Origin of the sequence: Actinocrinis sp. (assembly GCF_035946395.1) — a bacterium.
Classification (GTDB): domain Bacteria; phylum Actinomycetota; class Actinomycetes; order Streptomycetales; family Catenulisporaceae; genus Actinocrinis.
In genome coordinates this window covers 21,631-38,566 of record NZ_DASYZI010000041.1, presented here as the reverse complement: position 1 = coordinate 38,566, position 16,936 = coordinate 21,631, and the positions used below count along the sequence as shown (strand labels likewise).

At 67.7% G+C, this 16,936-nt stretch carries 12 protein-coding genes; 4 read left to right on the top strand and 8 right to left on the bottom strand.

Features of this window, described 5'->3' with window-relative positions; translation table 11 throughout:
- Positions 1-225: 225 nt before the first annotated feature.
- From VGS97_RS03020 to VGS97_RS03010, 3 genes are all read right to left on the bottom strand, one after another.
- Positions 226-1,461 (bottom strand): hypothetical protein, encoded by a 1,236-nt coding sequence (locus tag VGS97_RS03020; protein WP_326851619.1) that lies wholly within the window; start codon positions 1,459-1,461, stop codon positions 226-228.
- A gap of 7 nt (positions 1,462-1,468) precedes the next feature.
- A complete protein-coding gene (locus VGS97_RS03015) occupies positions 1,469-2,062 on the bottom strand; it encodes a hypothetical protein (protein ID WP_326851618.1) in 594 nt (197 codons plus the stop codon).
- An 89-nt stretch (positions 2,063-2,151) separates the two neighbouring features.
- The gene (locus tag VGS97_RS03010) at positions 2,152-3,723 is read right to left on the bottom strand and encodes a sialidase family protein (RefSeq protein WP_326851617.1); all 1,572 of its coding nucleotides are present in this window, start codon (positions 3,721-3,723) and stop codon (positions 2,152-2,154) included.
- An 812-nt stretch (positions 3,724-4,535) separates the two neighbouring features.
- Here VGS97_RS03010 and VGS97_RS03005 point away from each other — a divergent pair.
- A complete protein-coding gene (locus VGS97_RS03005) occupies positions 4,536-7,667 on the top strand; it encodes a glycoside hydrolase family 15 protein (protein ID WP_326851616.1) in 3,132 nt (1,043 codons plus the stop codon).
- A 221-nt stretch (positions 7,668-7,888) separates the two neighbouring features.
- Here the strand turns inward: VGS97_RS03005 and VGS97_RS03000 are convergent, their stop codons facing one another.
- Complete coding sequence (locus tag VGS97_RS03000) at positions 7,889-10,255, bottom strand: 2OG-Fe(II) oxygenase (protein ID WP_326851615.1); 2,367 nt, start codon at positions 10,253-10,255, stop codon at positions 7,889-7,891.
- 611 nt (positions 10,256-10,866) lie between these two features.
- The gene (locus tag VGS97_RS02995) at positions 10,867-11,982 is read right to left on the bottom strand and encodes a hypothetical protein (protein ID WP_326851614.1); all 1,116 of its coding nucleotides are present in this window, start codon (positions 11,980-11,982) and stop codon (positions 10,867-10,869) included.
- A 260-nt stretch (positions 11,983-12,242) separates the two neighbouring features.
- On the opposite strand from VGS97_RS02995, the gene VGS97_RS02990 reads away from it, so the two are divergent.
- Entirely contained in the window at positions 12,243-12,734 is a 492-nt protein-coding gene (locus tag VGS97_RS02990; protein WP_326851613.1) for a hypothetical protein, read from the top strand.
- A gap of 384 nt (positions 12,735-13,118) precedes the next feature.
- Here VGS97_RS02990 and VGS97_RS02985 read toward each other — a convergent pair whose 3' ends face one another.
- The 3 genes from VGS97_RS02985 to VGS97_RS02975 form a co-directional block, all read right to left on the bottom strand.
- Positions 13,119-13,949, bottom strand: a complete 831-nt coding sequence (locus VGS97_RS02985; protein WP_326851612.1) for an SAM-dependent methyltransferase — start codon at positions 13,947-13,949, stop codon at positions 13,119-13,121.
- A gap of 245 nt (positions 13,950-14,194) precedes the next feature.
- The gene (locus VGS97_RS02980) at positions 14,195-14,410 is read right to left on the bottom strand and encodes a hypothetical protein (protein ID WP_326851611.1); all 216 of its coding nucleotides are present in this window, start codon (positions 14,408-14,410) and stop codon (positions 14,195-14,197) included.
- Between the two features lie 52 nt (positions 14,411-14,462).
- Complete coding sequence (locus VGS97_RS02975; RefSeq protein ID WP_326851610.1) at positions 14,463-15,080, bottom strand: SH3 domain-containing protein; 618 nt, start codon at positions 15,078-15,080, stop codon at positions 14,463-14,465.
- Positions 15,081-15,465: 385 nt separating this feature from the next.
- Between VGS97_RS02975 and VGS97_RS29765 the strand changes: the two genes are divergently transcribed.
- Together VGS97_RS29765 and VGS97_RS02965 are read left to right on the top strand one after the other, a co-directional pair.
- Positions 15,466-16,425, top strand: coding sequence for a helix-turn-helix domain-containing protein (locus tag VGS97_RS29765; protein ID WP_326851609.1), 960 nt, complete (start codon positions 15,466-15,468; stop codon positions 16,423-16,425).
- Positions 16,426-16,462: 37 nt separating this feature from the next.
- Positions 16,463-16,702: a hypothetical protein gene (locus tag VGS97_RS02965; RefSeq protein ID WP_326851608.1), complete on the top strand. Its 240-nt coding sequence runs from the start codon at positions 16,463-16,465 to the stop codon at positions 16,700-16,702.
- Positions 16,703-16,936 lie beyond the last annotated feature (234 nt).

Genomic DNA, 16,936 nt, shown 5'->3' with positions numbered 1-16,936 from the left:
GGCCCCCCCCACGACACTCCCACCGGCTGCGGAGAGCCGTCGCGAGGGCTGTCTCCATCCGCGGTGTCCTACCCGTGGGTTGCACGATGAGGGTGTTGATGCCCGCGTTGTAGCGGCTGCCTTTGCTCGCCGTGTTGCGATGGGGCCGCAGCGCGGGATCAGCACGGTTAGCCAACGGCGCTCGGTTCCATATGCGGCTGGGACAGTGCGCCGTGTTGTTCGTCGTCACGTGGTGGGGGAGTGCAGAGTGTTCCAGAGTCCGTAGACGCACAGCGCGGTCGCGATACCGGCCAGGGCATAAGCGGGTATGCGGCCTGATCCATGGCGCACTGCGAAGCGCGGGTATACGGCGAACACGATGGCCTGGCTGACCCACAGTGCGCCGAGCGACGGCTTGAGCAGGTCGTTGTAGAAGCGGTCCGGATTGATCAGGCTGACGGGCGCCGCCGCGACGAGCGTCAGGCCCAGCCCGGCGACGATGCGTCGTCGGTGCCATGCGGTCACGGCGGTCAGCAGGCGGCTGAGCGCGAGGTACTCGACGAGCATCACGCCCGCCGTGCTCGCCGCGACACCGACGCCGATCGCCACCGCGAGGCCGTGTCCGGCGAAGACCTGCGCCACCGACATTCCGGGGATCGGGGCGCTCATGAAAGCAGGGTTCGACGACAGCGGGAACACGGCGAGGACGATGCCGAGGACGGCCAGCAGATAGCCGAGTGGCAGCATGCGCGAGACCGTGCGCGCGGGGCGGGCGAGTTCTGCGCCGAGGAACAGCGGCAGGCTCCCGCAGATGTACAACAGCGCCGTGCCCGCCGACGCCGTGGCCAGTGCGCCGGCCGGTGCGCGAGCGCCGAACGACGCGGCGGTGGGAGCGCTGTGCGCGAGCGTGACCACGTCGAGCGCCGCGACGAGGGCGAGTTGGCCTGCCGCCAGAACGCCGACGACCAGCAGCGTCACGGCGCGTCCTGCCAGCATGACGATTGCCAGCGCCACCGGGATCGCGATCTCCAACAGCGGCCGATACGGTCTGACGCCTGGCAGCACCTGCGGCAGTGTGTCGTAGACGATGGCTACGGTTGTGTAGATCAAGTACAGCGCATAGCTGAACGCCCAGACGGCCGCCTGTACCAGCGCGACGCGTCGGCCTGCGGCTCGCTCGACGAAGGTGTACAGGCCGCCGCTGCCGGTCGCGTGCCGTGCGTACTTCACCCAGATCACCAGCGGCGCGAGGAACACCGCCGCGGCGGCGAGCATCGCAAAGCCCGCCGACGCACTGGCGTCGCCGGCCAACTGCGGCGCGTTCAGGGCGGCTAGCGCGAGCGGGCCGCCGAGCGACGTGACGGTGAGGCCGAGGAACGCCCAGTTGCCGACAGGCCGTCCCGAGGCGTGGGGCGACCCGTCGGCGGGTGGAACGGCCGGACCGCCCAAGAAGCGGTTCGAGCGATCGGTCGAGACGGTCACCGTCCGCTCATGCCCAGCCCCCGCCGGACTTGGACGAGGAGCTGCCGGACGGCGCCGGAGTGCCTGAGCCACCGCCTGTGCTCGTGATCGCCGTGCCGGAGGGCGAGACGATCCACCAGCTCGCGCCGAACCCGGGATTGCCCTGGCCAGTGGTCTGGCCCGCGGCGGTGTCCTGGGCGAAGTAGTAGAGCGGGTGGCCGCTGTACGTGACCTGCTTCGTCCCGTCGGAGCGGGTGACGGTGCCCAGATCGGCAGCGGTCACGCCGCTTCCAGCCGCCGGCGTGCCGGTCGTCGTCAGCGGCGGCCAGGCCGAGGCGCAGGAGCCGTTACAGTTCGAGGAGCCGCCCGTGTCCGCCATGAAGAGGTAGAGCGTGCGCCCGGAGCTGTCCGTCAGGTACGTTCCGTCCGGCCCGGAGTGCGCGTCCACCGCGGCGGCGCCCGGCCCGGACCCGCCGCCGCTCGCGCCGCCCCCGGTGGGCGACGTCGTGCTGCTTGAACAACTCGCCGCCAGCAGCGCGCCGACGGCGAGGGGCGCTGCGATCCGGACGGCGAGTGGTATTCCGAGTGAAAATCCATTCACGTGCACTGACAAGTATCGCATGGTGTTCATCCGATTTCGGCAAGGCGGAACCTTTGGAATCGGTCCCCTACCTGGTCCCACCTGCGAAACGAACGCCAGTTGAACGAGGTTCACCGGCGCCCGGCAAATCCGGGGATTTCCTGGCGCCGGTTTGCGGCTGCTCCTCGAACACCCCGGGCCGCCTGATCGAGTTCGGTGGAGCGGCTGGTCAAGGCGACCGTGGCGGCGGGGTGGTCGGACTGTGCGCCGGGTACCGGGCGATCCAGCCCCGCAGGCGTCAGGGCGCTGGTGTTGAAGCCCGGGTTCGGCGTGAGGGTACGGGCCAGGCCCGATGCGGGGGAGTAGCTGGCCTGGTTGAGAACTCCGCCGCTGGGGGCCGAGGCGACCTCGAAGACACCGTGCGCGGTGCCGCCGGCGTACGAGGTGGAGATGTAGTCCCCGACCATCGGTCCCTGCGTCGTGCTCGGCAGCCAGGACAGGCTCATCGGCCCGGCCAGCTGGGTGGACGTGGTCCAGCTCGCGCCGCCGTTGGGAGAGGAGACGAAGCCGACGTCGAGCTGGCAGGTGCTCGCGGAGCAGCTGGAGACCGGGTAGAAGTAGTAGGTCAGGCCCAGGTGCGCGCTGCTGCCCGAGGTGGAGCGGTCGACGGCCAGACCGGGCAGGAAGTGGTCGACGCCGCTGTTCGTCGCGTCGATCGGCACCCTGGTGACCGCGGTCCAACTGGTGCCGTTCGTGCTGGTGGTGAAGACCAGGTCGTTGGCGTGGCAGCCGCTGCGGAAGCGGCAGTCCGACCAGGCGACGTACACCTTTCCGGACGCGTCGATCTCCGCGGTCGGCAGCGGCCCGGAGCGCAGGCCGCCGCCCTCGGTGTGGCTCTTGATGCTGGTGACGGTCGTGGTCGCGGACCAGGAGGCGCCGCCGTTGGCGGAGGTGAACGCGAGCAGCGAGGTCTCGTTCGCGTTGTCGACCGGTACCACGACGGTGCCGTTGGGCTGCACGACCGGCTGTCCGCCGATGCCGGTGGCGTTGTTCGCCGTGCGCATGGCCGGGCCCCACGTCAGGCCGCCGTCGGTGGAGGTGGACATGTATTCGCGGTTGCTGTCGCCGTTGTCGTCGAACTCGGTGTAGCAGTGCCCGTAGAACGGGCTGGTGGCGGTGTCGTCGCAGACGCTCCAGTTCTTGTCCAGCCCGGCGTCGGCGAACGTGGTGACGGTGACCGGGTTGGACCAGGTCAGGCCGCCGTCGGTGGAGCGGCTGACCACGACGGAGGGCACGGTGACCGTCGAGGTGATCGGGATCGAAGAGATCAGCCAGGTGTTGTGCGCGGCGTCGTAGGCCACGGAGGCGTCCGAGACGCGCTGGAAGCTGCCGCCGCCCTGCCACTGGGTGATTCCGGGCAGGAAGCCGTGCGTCCAGGTGGCGCCGGAGTCGGTGCTGGTGGCCCAGCCGATGTCGGAGCCGCCGCCGTCGGTGAAGCGGCCGACCTGGAACGCGGAGACGATCGTGGAGCCGAAGGAGAACGTGTCCGGTTCGACCTCGGTGGCGTGCTGGCTGGTGGAGTTGGTGAAGGGGTCCGTGCTCAGCTGGGTGAGGGTGACGTTGGCGCGCGCGGTAGCGGTGGTGATCAGCAGCGCGCTTGTGGCGAGCGCGGTGGTCCAGGCTGCGCGGTGGCGTACAGACATGGCGGATCCGGCCTCCGTCCGGGTGTGGGTGGCCCAACTTCGAAGAGCCTGAAGGGATCTGTGCGCCGAGACGTGACGACCGGCCTGATGCAGGCCTCGAATATCACGGGACGGGCCGTTCGCACGGCGACATGGATGGCCCGCCCCTTGTAAGTGAACTGTCACGTTCGGTGATTCGGAGCCTAGGATTGCGGTCGCTGAGCGTCAAGGGTCGGGCATGTCGCTGAGGTATCAGGAATCGTATTGGTCGCGCCCACTGAAGTGACGCGCGGTGAGCCGGTCTCCCAGAGTGGGCCGAGGGGTCGGCAGCGTGGCGCAGTGCCTTGCCAGCCGGTAACGCGAGGGCTTTCCACCGTCGCTCGGGATGCGTTGCGGCATGCCGCGCACCAGCGCTGTGGGTGCGGTTTGAGTGTCCCCCGGGTTTTGACACTTCCGACGTCCCAGCCGACACGGCCATGGACCCACGCGGATTCGTTGCGTAGCACAACGATTATCGCGAATGCATGCGTCCGTCGCCGTGCTCACAACTTGGATATTTCTGGCTTAAGTCGCGTAATGGTCACTACCGCGATCCTGCTCATCACGCAGATTTTAACAAAAGTCACCATCGCGGCCCGGCTGGGGGTCTGGCGGAAGTTGCGGAACAGGAATACGTTGCCTCCCACAACAATGTGATGCGGAAGCAACCGCCCCACATATCGATGATCGCGCACGAGCGACGCGCGGAGCAAGCCGCGTCGTCGCACATGTCCTGGTTGTTCTACCAGGCCGCTTTCTGCTCGCGTCTATTCGAAGGGTTCAAGGAAGAACCTATGCATGCGCGCATATCCGCACGCCGGCGCCGCCTGACCGCCCTCGCGGCGTCGGCCGCGACGCTCGCCGCCATCGCACTGGCCGCGTCGGCGCCTCCGGCCGCCGCCGCGACCGCGGGCGGAGGTCCGGGCGCGAACGCGTTCTGGACCGAGCCGCACGTCCAGGGCTTCGCCGACGCCCTGGGTTCGGCCTCGAAGGTCTGGTACGAGATCGGCGACGGCCAGCTCGGCAACGTCTACTACCCGCAGCTGGACAACCCGGACACCTTCGGGTTGCAGTACTACGTGACCGACGGCTCGACGTTCACCGACAACGAGGTCGCCAACACCTCGCACGCGGTGGCCCTGGCGGACGCCACGTCGCTGGAGTGGCAGCAGACGAACACCGCGTCGAGCGGTAAGTACACGATCACCAAGACCTACGTGGCCGACCCGGCCCGGTCCGTCATCCTGATCCAGACCACGTTCAAGAACTCCTCGGCCGCCCCGCTGTACCTGTACGCGCAGTACAGCCCCGCGCTGAACAACGACGGCATGGGCAATTCCGGCGGGACCGACGGCGCCAGCAACGACCTGACCGCGAGCAACGGCTCGGTCGCCAGCGCGATGGCCGCCTCCACCGGCTTCACCGCCACCAGCACCGGCTACGCCGGGACCTCCACCGACGGTGCGTCGATCCTGAACTCCTCGCACTCGCTGTCCACCAGCTACACCGGTGTGACCAGCGCCGGGCACATCACGCAGACCGCACAGATCCCGGTCGCGGCCAGCGGATCGACCACGTTCACCCTGGCCCTGGCGTTCGACGCCACCACCGCCGCGGCGGTCTCGGACGCGTCGGCGTCGCTGGGCACCGGATTCGCCTCGGCCGAGACCTCGTTCCGCTCCGGCTGGCACACCTGGGTTTCCGGCCTGCACGCGGCCCCGGCCTCGGTCTCGGGCAACGCGAAGCTGCTCCAGCAGTACGACGTCTCGCTGATGGAGGTGAAGGCAGACGAGGACAAGAACTACGTCGGCGGCTTCGTCGCCGCGCCGAACATGCCATGGGGAGCGAGCCTGAGCGCCAACAGCGCCGGGCAGCACGGCTACCACCTGGTGTGGACCCGCGACGAGTTCCAGATGGCCTCGGCGCTTCTGGCCGCGGGTGACACGACGGACGCCTCCGACGCGCTGACCTACCTGATGAACTACGAGGAGACCTCAAGCGGGTACGTGAAGCAGAACTCGTGGCTCAACGGCAACCAGATGTGGAGCGGCACCCAGGAGGACGAGGTCGCCTTCCCCATCATCCTGGCCTACCAACTCGGCCGCACCGACGCCACGACCTGGGGCAAGGTGCAGCTGCTGGCCAACTACATCGTGAGCAACGGCCCGTACACCGGCCAGGAGCGCTGGGAGGAGAACGGCGGGTATTCGCCCTCGACGATGGCCGCCGAGATCGCCGGCCTGGTGTGCGCGGCGAACATCGCCACCGCCAACGGCAACTCGTCGCTGGCCTCGACGTACCTCTCGAAGGCCGACGCGATGCAGTCCGCAGTCGACTCCGACACCTACACGACCACGGGCCCCATCGGGAACGGCTCGTACTACGTGCGCATCACGCCCAACGCCAACCCCAACGCCGCCGACACGATCGGCATCTCCAACGGCGGCGGAAGCTATGACCAGCGGGCCGTCGTCGACCAGGGCTTCCTGGAGCTCTCCCGCCTCGGCGTGAAGCCGGCGTCCTCGACGCAGATCACGAACTCCCTGGCCGCGGTCGACGCCACGATCCGCACCAACATCCCCGGCTTCGGCAGCTACTTCAACCGCTACAACCACGACGGCTACGGCGAGACCTCGACCGGGGGCGACTACACCGGAGCCGGCGTCGGCCGTCCCTGGCCGGTGCTGTCCGGCGAGCGCGGCGAGTACGACGTGCAGGTCGGCAACACCACCGACGCCACGGCGATGCTGAACTCGATGGCGAACGCGGCCAACGCCGGATCGCAGATCTCCGAGCAGATCTGGCCGACCGCCAGCGCCGACGGCTTCACCCAGGGCCAGCCGGACAACTCCTCGACCCCGCTGATGTGGACCATGGCGCAGTTCGTCCGCCTGGCCATCGACATCTCGGCCGGCAAGACCGTCGACACCCCGGCAGCGGTCTGCCAGCACTACGGCACCTGTGCCGCGGGCGAGACCGTGACGGTCTCCAACCCGGGTACGCAGAGCACCACTGTGGGCACCGCGGTCTCGGTGCAGATCAGCGCGAGCGACACGGCGGGCAAGGCACTGACCTACACCGCCACCGGCCTCCCGGCCGGCCTGTCGATCAGCTCCTCCGGTCTGATCACCGGCACCCCGACGACCACCGGTTCCTCGACGGTCACCGTCACCGCATCCTCCGGGACGGCCAGCGGCTCGACGAGCTTCGGCTGGACCGTCAACCCGGTCGGCGGAGGCGGGGTGACCGAGCACGTCACCGTCACCGTGCCGGTGAACACCGACACCGCCGCCCAGACGGTCTACCTCGCCGGGAACCTGTCCGTGCTCGGAGGCGGCCAGGCCGACTGGGCCGCCAACGGCGTGGCGATGACCCGCGTGGATGCCACCCACTGGACGGCCACCATCCAGGCCGCGTCCAGCACGACGCTGTCGTACAAGTACGACCTCGGCGGCAACTGGAACAACGTGGAGGAGACCACCGGCTGCGCCTACGTCAACAACCGCTCGATGGCAGTCGACGGCGGCAGCGTCGCCGACGCCGTCGGAAACTGGGCCGGACCGAACACCTGCGGCTCGGCTGCTGCGGTCGTCACCGTGACCGTGCCGGCGAGCACTCCCAGCACCGCAACGGTCTACATCTCAGGCAACTTCAGCGCCCTGGGAACCGGGATGTCGTCGGCGAACGACTGGAACGCCGCGCTGTACCCGATGACGAAGGTGGACGCCACACACTGGAAGATCACCGTCACCAGCGCCCCGAGCGTGACGCTCCAATACAAGTACACCCTCGGCGCCTGGACCAGCGTCGAGGAAACCAGCGCCTGCGGCTACGTGAACAACCGCAGCTTCGCGTTCCAGGGCGCGGGCAGCAGCTTCACGGCCAATGACACCGTCGCGGCATGGCAGGGCACCAGCCCCTGCTGAATCAGCCGTCGACGGCGGCGGTCGCCGGACAGAGTCGTCCGGCGACCGCTCGTCCTCGCCGCGTCCCCCGTGTCGGCTCAGACGACCGCACGATCGCCGTCGACTGCGCTCACCGAGCCGACTGGTGTCCATCCACCCGCCCACCATATCGCCAGGTTGACATAGTCCGCGATGGTGGCGGCCTGACCGGATGCGTGCGCCCCGGTCGGGCGGTGCTGGTGTTATCGGTGTCCGGCCGCCTCCGGCCAGGTTGCGGCGAGCCAGGCCAGGTCTGCCTGGTCCTGCGCCCGGGCGGCGCGCTCGGCGCCGAAGAGCTTGTCCTGCTTGGTCAAAACCAGGGTGTAGGGGCGGCCCTGACGCCGGGTCTCGTGGCTGACCGGCAGCTCGTAGCGGTCGATGCGGGAGTGGACGTGTCGGCGGTTCTGCTCGGCCAGCGGCCACTCGTGCACGCGGCGAGCCGGGTCCTTGAGGAAACCGGACAGCACCTCGCACAGCGCGCAGGGACAGGGGGCCGCAAGAACGATCGACCAGTCGTCGGCGGCCCGGACCGGTCGGTCGAGCCGACGGCGTAACCGGCGGTCGCAGTCGGAAGCGAGGGATTCGAAGGCTGCCCCGATCGGCGGCTGTTCGGGCAGAGCCGCGGCGGTGCGCAGGGCGGACAGCAGCCAGACGGTTCCGTCCTCGCCGAGTTCGCCGAGCTGCCGCGTGATCTGCTCGGCCAGCGCGATCGCCCCGCAGTACTGCGCGGCGGCCAGAGTGGCGGCGAGCGGTGCTCCGAGTTCGGCCAGCTTCTGCGTCCGCAGGCTCGGGGCGGTGACGGCCGACAGTGCGTCGGCTTCGGCGTGCAGCCGCCGCCAGGACAGTTCCGCGAGGGTTCGGGCTGCCGTCCAACCCTCGGCGGAGCTGGTTCCCCGCAGGGCCCGGCACAGGTCGGGCAGCGCGGCGTACCACTCCAGCCGTTCGGAGCCGTACCCGGGTGTGAAGCTGAGCTCGTGGGGGTTCTCAGGGCCGAACCATCCGCGCAGAAGCTTGCCGGTCCACGCGGCGCCGTACTGGCCGGCGAGCTGGGCCAGCGCAGTGGCGGCGGCGGAGGTCAGGTGCTCGACGCGAAACGGCGTCAGCAGCAAAGCCGCGGTGGCCGCATCGTCCAGGACGTGCGCCGTGCCAAGCGTCTCGACCAGCGCGTCCGGCTGCGGGCTCTGGCGGATCGAGGCGGCCCAGAACGGCGCGAGGTCCGCCGCGTCGGCCCGCGCGCCGGCCAGGTCTCCGGCCCGGGCCCGGTTGCCGATCTGCGTCATGGCCCAGTGCGGGGACGCCTCGGCCCGGTTGGCGAACTCCCGGTCCACGGGGAAGATCACGAGCGCGGCGCGCCGGTACCAGCGGTCCAGGGTGTTGCCGTAGTTGCCCATGTAGCCCTCGTACTGCTGCTCATAGGGCGACAGCGTGCTGTTCGCGGTCCCGGCGCACAGCTCGGTCTCGTCCACGTCCAGCGTGATCTCCTCGGCGCGGCCGGTGTCCGGGTCGGTCCAGCGCACCAGCCGGGTCGCGCTTTCGATCAGGTCGTTCAGCTCGTAGTCGCGGTCTGCGTCCCCGTCGCCGTCCCCCTCTGCCTCCCCGTCGTCATCGTCCTCTGCGTCGTCGTACCAGTCGTCGTCCTCGCCGGTCGGGTAGGCGTCCCAGGTCTCCTGGATTTCGCACAGGGCCAGCATCACCCGGCAGCCGGTCTGGCCTGCCGCGGCGCGCAACAGCGCGGCCCGGGCGGCGTCCGCGCCCTTGAGCCGGGCCCAGTCCAGGCCCCGCTCGGTGTACTCGTGGTCCAGCAGGTAGACCAGCCGGTCCGGCGGGACGGCTGGCGCCCGGGAATAGGCCGGCGTGATCGGAGTCGTGAAGTGCTCGCGCAGATGCCGCGCCAGGTCGCCGACTGCGACGGCGTTCTCATCCGCTGCGGGTGCGCTCGCGCCGTCGAGCAGCAGGTTGAAGGTGAGCGCGATCCGGTTGCCGGTCCTCACCGGTCGCACCTCGTGGCGGCAGTCGGCGTAGAAGGCGGCCAGCGCCAGCTTGGACGCCGAGCCGTGGTGCCGCATCGTCGCCCCGCCCCGCTCGACGACCAGTTCTCCGCCGGTGTGCCGGGACGGCAGCGTGACCACCAGCGTGCCGACCATCGCGTCGTGCTTCTCCGAGTCCTGATGCGGCAGGAAGAACTGCCCCCGCTCGTAGACGAGCATCGAATGCAGTTCGGCGCGCAGCGCGCACGAGGACGGCAGACCCAGCTGTTCGCGCAGCGCATCGAGCAGCGGCGCGAACCCCTCACCCCAGCGGACGGTCACCGCGTCGCGCGGTACCTCCCAGGTGTCGCGTACCGACGCGTCGGTCAGCGTCTCGGTGCCGCGGCCGTACCGCGCCGGCGCGCCCAGATCGCGCAGCTTGCGTGCCTGCGCCGGAGTGATCGGGAACCGGACCTGGCCCAGGCCCGTGACTTGCAGGCCGAGCAAGTCCGCCTCGGCCTCGGCCGCAGCGCTGAATGCAGGAGTGCCGCACTCCCGATCGAGCACTGCCACCATCCGCTCACGCGGAACCGTCGTCACCACCAGGCCTCCTGCGGTTTGTGCGGCGGCTGTCCGCCGTCCGCCGGACACAGTACCCGGACCCGCGCCGTCTCAAGGCGTCGCATACCCGCATTCACTCGTTCCGGGGCCGCCACCCGACTCCGAGACCCGATCTGCTCCGCGTGGGACGAGACGCCCGATTGCGACGGGTGCTGTCAGCTCATTATCTCGCTCGACGGCGCTGGAACAGCCCGACTCAGCCCGGATAGGTGGGTCATCTCCACCGAGATCGTCCACGACGTGCTCGTAATCGAGGAGGGCTTCGTCGCCATCCAAGGCATGCGAATGCGAGCCAAACGCGCGGGTGCGAAGTACTCCTACCTGCTCACGGCTGCTCGCGTGCTCTCTGCGGTCGGCGCATTGAAGCCGCTTGGACATGGACAACGCGTACGCGGCCTACCACTGGGTCGCCGCGTGCGGTGAAACGCCGCCATCGGTGACCGACATCAGCCCCACCGCCGCCGAATCGGAGTAGCAGTGGAGCAGCAATGAGGCCATCCAACTGGAGCCATGCTTCCAGTTGGATGGCCTGGACCGAGTTCGGCACGTGGACCTGGGCCTCCTGCGTCCGCCCTGATCCGCGACGTGACGATCTAGTGGATGGCGATGCCTTCCGCGTCGGCGAAGCCTGATGAGGCGTCGGTGAACGACCGCAGCGGGGTGGTGTTGCCCTGCGCATATGAGGCGTAAGCGTTGACCTGCCCGGCGGCGAACTCCGAGCCCTTGACCATGGCGTAGATGGTTGCGTCGGCGGGGCTGACCGCGATCCCGGTGATCACGTTGCCGGCGAGGCCGGTGTTCGGCCCTTCGATGCTCTGGATCGGCGCCGCGTCACCGGAGGCGTTGCCGGCGAAGACCAGGATGCGCGTCGAGGTGCCGTCGCTGACCGCAGCGTAGATTTCGCCGGTCAGGGATGAGTACGTGATCGACAGTTCGGTGCACGGCGAGGGCGCGCTGCACGATCCCAGGCCGGTGTCCGGGCCGGAGATGACCCGCAGCGGGTTGGTGCCGCCGTACGCGCCGCCGCTGAACACCTGGATGGAGTTGCCCTGCGCAGTGGTGACGGCGGCCAGTACCTCGTTCTGGCTGTCTACGCTCAGGATGCTCGGCCACGGGTTGAACCCGCCGGGCAGCGGGATCTCGCGCAGCGGCGGCACGTGGTACAGGTTGCTCGCAACGCCGCTGGCGCCTGGAGCCTCCACTGCGATCGTCGGGCCCGATTCGCCGCCCACGACGTACTCGTAGCCGCTGGAGTCCACGGCGATCGCGTTGTTGTCCGGCTCGTTGGCCTGGAAGATGCGTGAGGGGGCGCTGGTGCTGCCCGCGCCGGGCGGGTAGACGAAGGTGGTCGCGTCCGACAGGAACGATTGCACGAACATGTTTCCGGAACTGTCGAAGGCGACGCCCCACGGGTCCCACACCGTGTTGGGGTTCTGCGGGTTGTTGACGGTGCGCGCCGGGGTGACCGCTCCGGAACTGGCGGGGTTGTACGCGGTCACCGGTCCTGAATCCGCGTTGGCGACGAACACCAGCCCAGGCCCGCTCGTGGGTGTGGGCTGTGGGGTCGAGGTCGAGACCGGCGTCGGTGTGGGTCCCGACGCGCCTTGTGATGCACGCATCACCGCAGGCGCGGGAGATGCGCCGATCAGTGCCAGAGCCAGTCCACCCCCGATGGTGGCGCTCGCGCCCAGCCAACCCTTCCGCCTCATAGCAGCCTCCGATTCGCTGTCACGCATACTGCCCATCCGGCAGCTTCGCCGACAGGTTAGGCAGCGCAATCAATTGCAGTGCAAGACCTCTTCCTACAGATGGCTTATATAGCAAACATCGGACATGTAACTTACATGCTCTGGAAGTATCGGATTAATCAGGCGTCTGCTAAAGGCCGTCGGAGAACATTGCGATCATTGCGTCCCGCTCCGATAGTAATGAGGGCATCGCGCCCACACGCGAGAAAGGGAACCGAAGAATGAATCGCAAGCTGCGCAGCGCCGCGTTGCTCGTGGCCGCTCCCACCGCCCTCTGCCTGAACCTCGTGGCCACCGGCCCTGCCTCCGCGAGCGCGCACGCCGCGCTGGCCTGCACCACGGCCGGGCCGATCGAGATCAACGGCTTCGCCTTCAACCCGGCCCAGGTGTTCGCGGGCCAATCCTCCACCGCCGACCTGATCACCACCAACTGCACGAACACGAGCGTCACCACGAGTGAGCAGTGGACCGGTCAGTGGATTTCGCTGAGCGGGACCGGGTTCCCGGCTGGCTGCCCGGTGATCGACCCGTTCATCCGCTCAGCGACCTACGCCCCGGGCCAGGAACTCGCCGAGAACACCACCTACCTCGTGCCCGCCGCTTGCCAGGCCACTGAGCTGGCCGTGACCGTGCGCATCAGCGTCGGCGCTGGAACCCCGGGTGTCACGGCCACCGCCTACCTGAAGATCGAGCACGTCACGCCGGTCTCATAACCCGACAACACCAGTGAGTTCAGGAGTAAAAAAAGAAGTAAGAGCTTTGAGATAAATGCGGGCAGTCGTACCCGTTCGGTGAATACTCTGCATAGACAACAGAGTTCTTCATTCAAGGTACGCCTGTGAGGAGGCAGCGCTAGCCCTGGCTAGCGCTGGCCTGCACCGAGCCGGTACCCGTGAAGAACCGCGAACCACACGTTGGCAGCGCCACCGCCGTTCGTGCCGACCCAGCACCTGGTATTGGTGTTCTCCGGAGACCGCATGGTTTGCGCCAACTCCTGTAGGCCACGAAGTCGATCCATTATTTGGCGGCTGGCAGGGTGCGTTGCGCGGCCAGGCCCGGGATGAACCACGGCGTCGTGGCGTTGGTTGGTCGCGGCGTCACGGTTTGCGGGCGACGCCGCTCAGGGAGATGTCCACGGGAAGTGTGCCGATGTCGAGGGGTTCGGGGCGCCATTGGGTGATGGGGACGATGCCGGGTGCGACCAGGTCCAGGCCGGTGAACAGGGCGGCGATTTGTTGTGGGCTGCGCAGGTGGTGGGTGCCGCCCGTGGTGTTGTTGTATTCCCTTTCGGCCTCGTTGAACGACTCGTCGATGTTGGTCGCGTCCGAGATGACCAGGTAGCTGCCTGCCGGTAGTGCTTGTAGCAGGCGGGGTACGAGCGCCGTGGGGTCGTCGGGGCCGGTGGTGTCGGGGATCTGCCCCAGGACCGCCAGCAGCATTAACGCGATGGGCTGGGTGAAATCCAGGGTGCGGGCAGCCTCGCTCAGGATGTGCTCGGGTTCGCGCACGTCGGCGCGCACGTAGTCGCAGGCGCCCTGGGGGGTACTGGTCAGCAGCGCTTGCGCGTGCACCAGTACCAGTGGGTCGTTGTCCACGTACACGACCCGGCAGGTTGGATCGACACGCTGGGCGACCTGGTGGGTGTTGTCGGCTGTGGGCAGCCCGGTGCCGATGTCCAGGAACTGGCGCACACCGGCCTCGGCGACCAGGTACTGCACCGCTCGGCCCAGGAACCGCCGCTGCATGCGACACAACACCGCGGCATCCAGGAACCTGCTGAGAAACACCTCGGCGGCCTCCCGGTCCACCGGGTAGTTGTCCTTGCCGCCCAACAGATAATTGTAAACACGCGCACTGTGGGGACGGCTCGAATCAATCCGGGCGACCGGATTCCCCTCATCCCACACGCCGACAGTCACCCCGCTCATCCTCACCGAGAAGCAACCTCGCCCTACTGACAGTACCCCAAACGGCTGCCGCGGTCGGGGATGGTGACCCAAACCCGGGCAGTCGCGCCCTTGACGCTGCTCTGCTGGGCGTCGCCGTCCTCGCGTCGCGGTCTTCTCCGCCTACTGCCGCTGACCAGTTGCGCGATGTGTTCGGCATGGCGGTTGGTGTACCAGGACAGGTCTGTTGGCTGAACGTGGGGGCCCAAGGTTCGTCACGGATGCCATCAACCACTGTCGCAGTCCGTGATGAGCGTTTGGCCGTCCATGGTGATCTGGGCGTTTACCGCGTTGGCGGCGGAACTTTCCACGCTTCCCTCCAGCGTGGCGTTCTGTAGATTCTGGAAATCGTCGATGAGGGCGGAAAAGTCATGAGCAATGATTCCGCTGATGATCAAATCATTGATGGCATCCGAGCGGCGCCACGTGTTGCGTCCCTTCACCCCCTTAGCGGACTCGGAGGTGAAGGGACGCTGGTGCAAGTAGCTTGGCGGATCAGCAGTGCGTGACCTGCGTAGTGATGTTCGTGCCGGTGTAGAGCCAGTAGTCTGACACGTATCCGGAGGCTGAGCCGTAGTCGACGTAGTCCCAGTACGAGTCACCGCCGACGGAGGGTCCGGTGGCGTAGCAGTTGACCTGCGGGACGAAGGCGTTGTTCGGGATCGAGCCCTGGACCGGACCGGTGCCCGGGCTTGCGTAGATGTTCAGTCCGCTCGGGTCCTTTGCGACGCCGGTGGTGAACTCCCAGTTGGAAACCTGGCCGGTGATGTTCCCGCCGGTGTAGGTCCAGTAGTCGGAGATGAAGCCGTACTGGTTCCCGTAGATGATCACATCCCAGTAGGAGTCACCCGAGACGTTGGAGCCGTTCTCGTAGAAGTAGATGGTGACTTCGGTGTTGTACGGCAGCGAGCCGAGGGAGGGGAAGCCGGCGCCGGGGCCGGAGCGCACGCTCAGACCGCTCGAAGCGCGGGCCCAGCCCTGGACGCTGTAGCCGACAGCCGGGTGCGCGACTGCGGTGCGCGTCGTCGCGGCCTGCGCGCTCGTCGTGCCGATGCCCAGCAGTGTGGCGGCAACCGCCACGACTGCTGCGAGTCGTCGGATTCTTCCGATCATCGTTCTCATTCCTTCCTGTGATGTAACTGGCCGATGTAACTGGCCCACGTCGCTTGCCCCCGATCTCGGCGAGCAGCAAGTGCTGTGTCGCAGGCGTCGTATCGAGCCGGGCCAGTTGGTACACATCGGTCATAGGCGCTGTGTTGTTGATTCGCAGCAGTCGAGGACACGTAGTGAACAACACGGAACAACTTGGCGGCGCGGTGCTTGTGATCCGAGGTGGTGGCCGCTTGCGTTCAGTGGGTTCCTTGTCGACACTCGTCGCAGGGATCTGATAATTTCTGCGCCCGCAGATGCCTTGTGAGCAGCAAGACCCGGGGCGGTTAGGGGTAACCGCTTCATCGGTGTCGGTCGGGCCGGAGACGTTTGTTTGGATGGGGGATGCATGCCGCGCACTGAAAAGCCGCTGGACCCTTTGGCCGGGCCGGTCGAGGCTTTCGCGCATGATCTGCGGGAGTTGCGGGAGAAGGCGGGTATGCCGCCCTACCGGACGCTGGCCAGGCGCGCCGGTTATTCCGCGAGCACGCTGTCCATCGCCGCTTCCGGTACCGCGCTGCCGTCACTGGATGTGACGCTGGCGTATGTGCAGGCATGCGGCGGCGATCCCGGGCCCTGGCGTGAACGCAGGCAGATGCTGGCGGCGCAGCAGGTACGCGGCAGCGCAGCACGGCCTGTTGATCGGGACAATCACGAGGCAACCCCGTCGGCCGACAAGGTTGGCCGCACGCAACGCTCCACGCCCGTGGCAATGGTTGTCGCGGTCGCGCCCCCGCCGCTGGCCCGACGCTACAAGTTCGGTGCCCGGCGCCTATCGGCAGTGCTTGCTACCGGGATGGTCCTGCTGGTCATCCTTGGTGCGGCGGGGGCTATCAACCGTCCGACTATGCCAGCCCAAATCGAGGCTGTGGGCTCTGTCGGCCGCCTCCAGATCGAAAACCTCTACAACGTCATCTGCTGGCAACAGTCGCTGCATGTGGACGCCGATGTTCCAGCGGACCTGGGAGCGGGTCGCGACAGCGAACGAGACGTCTTGATCGAAGCCGCCGCAACTCTTCGAATGCAGCAGGCCTACGAGGTAAAGCAGCTGGATGTCAATCAAGTCCCGGACGGGCCACACATGGTGACGTTGCTGCACGACTTCTGGGCCAACCGTGCTGCGGCCGACTCGATGTACCTGGCTTTTGCAGATGATCAGGGACCGAATGATCCCGTTTCCGGCAGCGACAGGACGTTTCTCCAGGACGTTGAGAGAGAAGCGCAGCAGGCAGGAAGCGCGGCGGCCCATTTTTGGAACCTGCACGCTCAGGCCATGGGAGAGCCGCAGATCAGCGAACGCACACTTTGATCCCGACCCGCGAGCACTGTCCCAGCCCAGCCGGTCAGTGACTGCACCACAGCACCCGGTGCACTGGACGCTCTGGTACGAACTGCGCTTCTACGTGCTCTTCGGCGTCGTGCTCGCCTGCCGGGCTCGGGGCCTTCGACTGGGTGCGGTGGCGCTGGCTGACCGCGGCCGGAGCCTTGAGCGCCCCTTCTACCTGCTGCACGAGAAGCTTGGCTCGGAACTGATCAACCGGTTCCGCAGTTCGTGGAACGGCTATGTCAGCTCGCGTTGGCGGTAGTCATCAGCCTGGGGCTCGCGTGGCTGCTGCATATAGCTGTATGTAGCCGTGGAGCGCCCGCTGTCCCCTTGATCAAGAATGGACTACGCACCTCCTTCGCGGTCGTGCGGCGAAACGGGCAGCCTGTGGCCAGTGGCCCCGCCGCGCTGTCGGCGGTGACGGGGCATCAAGACGCCCCATCGTGAGCATTGTGTTCATGGGCACTGTGTTCATGAGCGTCGTGTCGATGGGCAC

What these genes read in the sequence shown, in the direction of transcription:
- VGS97_RS29765 (WP_326851609.1), top strand. Translation starts at nt 15,466, where the DNA reads ATGCCGCGCACTGAAAAGCCGCTGGACCCTTTGGCCGGGCCGGTCGAG.
- VGS97_RS02985 (WP_326851612.1), bottom strand. Translation starts at nt 13,949, where the DNA reads ATGAGCGGGGTGACTGTCGGCGTGTGGGATGAGGGGAATCCGGTCGCC.
- VGS97_RS02990 (WP_326851613.1), top strand. Translation starts at nt 12,243, where the DNA reads ATGAATCGCAAGCTGCGCAGCGCCGCGTTGCTCGTGGCCGCTCCCACC.
- VGS97_RS02975 (WP_326851610.1), bottom strand. Translation starts at nt 15,080, where the DNA reads ATGATCGGAAGAATCCGACGACTCGCAGCAGTCGTGGCGGTTGCCGCC.
- VGS97_RS03015 (WP_326851618.1), bottom strand. Translation starts at nt 2,062, where the DNA reads ATGCGATACTTGTCAGTGCACGTGAATGGATTTTCACTCGGAATACCA.
- VGS97_RS03010 (WP_326851617.1), bottom strand. Translation starts at nt 3,723, where the DNA reads ATGTCTGTACGCCACCGCGCAGCCTGGACCACCGCGCTCGCCACAAGC.
- VGS97_RS03005 (WP_326851616.1), top strand. Translation starts at nt 4,536, where the DNA reads ATGCATGCGCGCATATCCGCACGCCGGCGCCGCCTGACCGCCCTCGCG.
- VGS97_RS02995 (WP_326851614.1), bottom strand. Translation starts at nt 11,982, where the DNA reads ATGAGGCGGAAGGGTTGGCTGGGCGCGAGCGCCACCATCGGGGGTGGA.